At 71.1% G+C, this 2,759-nt stretch carries 3 protein-coding genes and 1 pseudogene; 3 read left to right on the top strand and 1 reads right to left on the bottom strand.

The features are described from left to right. Both GT354_RS26190 and GT354_RS26195 read left to right on the top strand, forming a co-directional pair. Positions 1-269 (top strand): annotated as a pseudogene (locus tag GT354_RS26190) (hypothetical protein); the annotation flags it as partial. 694 nt (positions 270-963) lie between these two features. Beyond that, a complete protein-coding gene (locus tag GT354_RS26195; protein WP_161358836.1) occupies positions 964-1,251 on the top strand; it encodes a hypothetical protein in 288 nt (95 codons plus the stop codon). 193 nt (positions 1,252-1,444) lie between these two features. On the opposite strand, the gene GT354_RS26200 is transcribed toward GT354_RS26195, so the two are convergent. Further along, a complete protein-coding gene (locus tag GT354_RS26200) occupies positions 1,445-1,744 on the bottom strand; it encodes a hypothetical protein (RefSeq protein ID WP_161358837.1) in 300 nt (99 codons plus the stop codon). Between the two features lie 574 nt (positions 1,745-2,318). Here GT354_RS26200 and GT354_RS26205 point away from each other — a divergent pair. Then, positions 2,319-2,612: a hypothetical protein gene (locus tag GT354_RS26205; protein WP_161358838.1), complete on the top strand. Its 294-nt coding sequence runs from the start codon at positions 2,319-2,321 to the stop codon at positions 2,610-2,612. Positions 2,613-2,759: the final 147 nt, after the last annotated feature.

A 2,759-nucleotide genomic window follows, 5' to 3' on the forward strand; every position in this document is an offset into this window, starting at 1 on the left:
CCCGGGCCGACGCCCGCGCGGCCGCCGCCGACCGCGAACGCGCTCGGGGCCTGCGTGAGGAGGCGGTGTCGCGCGCCGAGTTGCCGGCCGACCGGCTCGCGGTGGAGGACACCCACCGCGAGCGGATCGAGGAACGCCGCCTGGCCCGAGCGGAGCGCGAACGCGAGCAACGGACCGAACGGCAACGGGAACAGCAACAACGACAGCAGGAGTACCACCGCAGGCCGCCGACACACGGCGGACCGGGAGGACACGGCATCTCCATGTGAGCCGACAGGCGTGGGCCCGGCGTCGGTGGATTGGGCTCACTCACGATGGATCCCATATACAGGCTGCGCGCTCCGGAGGGTGCACAAAACCCGCCCACCAGCGGCTCGGCCGCCGAAAGGGGCGTCGTTTCCAAGGCCGACGGGCCACGCGACGCCCCAGCCGATGGGGCAGCCGACGCCCCACTCGCCGGCCCGCGCGAAACCGGGCCGACGAGTGGTTTCGTCACACGCCCGCTCTGTGACGTTGGCGCGTCGCCGAGGTAGGCGCCTGCGGCGGCCGGCACACCGTGTTCGCCTACGGCGCCATGCCACCTGCGGCGGCATCGGGACCTCCCCGCCGGCCCCGATCCCCGGCGGGTCCCCACGTACCGCCTCGCCCACCAGGGTGGGCAACGTCGTGCGCCGCCGGTCCAGGCCGCCGCCTGTGCTCGCCCACGGCCGCCGACGTCGCGCACGTGAGACTAATGAGACCGCCCAACGCGCGCGCCTGTGCGCGTGCCAGGTCTCACTCCCTTGTGTCGCGCACACACGCACAACCGCCATATGACGCACACGCGCACACGCTGACCTGTGTGTTCGCGCCCGTACAGGCGTCGTCGGCGGACACACACGCACGTGTTCGCTGTGCGCACACGTGAGACCGCCGGTCCCGGAGGGCGCCGTGATTGAGCGTCGCCGCGGTCGTTGTTCGAGCGTGACGACGAACATCGGGCCGGAGCTGGAGCTGGAGCACTACGAGAGCGCGTGCGACGTCCACGAGGCGGTCGAGGCGCTGCGGGCGGTCGCGGCCGGGCCGACCGGGTGCTGGGACGAGGACACCGTGGAGGAGACCGGTGATGCCGCGCGGGATCTGGTCGTGCTCCTGGCGGGCGTCGACGAGCACACCGCCGAGCTGCTGCGGCCGGTCGTCGAACTCCTCGAACCCGCGCTGCAGCGGGTGTACGAGCACCTGCGCGAGCGGCCCGACCCCACCGCGTTGTGAGACTTGTAAGACCACTCACGCGCGCACGCGTACGCGTGAGGGGCCCGAATCGCCGCCGAGCAGCCACAACGCCCGTTCCGGCCCTCGTTTAGTCAAGTCACGACCTTGACTAAACGAGGGTCACGGTCTGTACAACTTCGTCACCCCGCGCGGCTGTGACGAAAATCGGCGACGCGCCTCGGAGGATGCCGCGTCAGGACTCCTCGTCCACGAGGAAGCCGGCGGTGTCGCGCAGGTCCGTCAGGACGTCCCGCATCCCCGCCACGCCCTTCCACTCCGGGCGCAACGCGGGATTGAGCCCTGCCGCCTTGGCTTCCTCCCACATGTCGTCCACGTAGGTGTACAGCTCCTGCCGGGCCTGGAACTGGGCCTCGCGCTGCTCGGGGCTCAGGGTCCGGAACCGCGCCTCGTCCCGCTCGTGGAACGCGTCGATGAGTGCCATCCCCGCCTGCTGCGCGTCGGGGAAGTCCTCGTTCTCGTCCATGGAAGTCATGCCGGCAACCGTAGGGCCGGACCTGTAGGCCAGGGTGTGGATCTGCCCATGTCGGCGCCCCTACAGGCCCGTTGCCCCGTCCTCGCAGGTCGGCCCGATGAACCCGGGCTGCGGCCCGGTCCGATTAAGGGGGGACGGCGGGTACCGCCGGAGGGTCGGCGACGACAACGCCTCGGGATCGATCAGGCGTGGTCGGCGGCAAGGAACGATCTTGCTCGCTAGCACAGCGATCGCCCGGTCCGCTCGACTTCCGTCGAGGGCCGTATGAGGTAGGCGGCCGGTGGATACCGTCGAGCTAGCCCGCCGACCGGCGCGAGCACGGCGTCCTGGACGAGGACATCGCCCGGCTCTCCCTGTTCAAGTACGCCGACTTGAACGTCCTGGGCCACTACAGCTCCCGCAGCTCCGGCCCGGCCGGCGGGGCACTGCGGCCCCTGCACGACCCGGCGGGGGCCGAGGAGGGGAGAAGCGAACACCAAACCGGTGGTACAGCGAGAGGACGGCATGAAACACAACTTGCGGTGCGGGCGCTGCGGACTGGAACGTCCAGTGGCAGGCGGGCCGCCCGGCCGGGGTGATCTGTCCGGGCTGCCAGACCCCGGCCGACTCGGCGGAGGCCGAGGCGAACGCGGCCGAACTGCGGGTCGCGAAGGAGGGCGGCGGCCGGTTCGTCGCGGACCCCGTGATCTGCATGACCGGCACCATGACCGAGCCGGGCGTCATCCTGTACGGCGAGGACCACCTCCGCAGGGTGCTCCGGACCGGCCGGGCCGAGAACCTCGGGGCGGTCGAGCGCCTGCCCCCAGGCACGCGCTGCGTGCCCACCGTGGGCGGGGTGCTGATCCACCCGCCCCGGCCATTCGAATGAATCGCGGGGGCGCGACCGGCGGTACGCCCGGGCGCACACGGCTGTGTGTGTCGTGTGTGTGGTCTTGTGCGCACGGACTCGTGTGTGGTTCGGCTGTGCGCACAAGCGTTCGTGCGACACACACACACACACACACACACACACACA

Origin of the sequence: Streptomyces sp. SID3343 (assembly GCF_009865215.1) — a bacterium.
Lineage (GTDB): Bacteria > Actinomycetota > Actinomycetes > Streptomycetales > Streptomycetaceae > Embleya.

Excerpts from the sequence above, each read along its gene's own strand:
- GT354_RS26200 (WP_161358837.1), bottom strand. The coding sequence starts at position 1,744 with ATGACTTCCATGGACGAGAACGAGGACTTCCCCGACGCGCAGCAGGCG.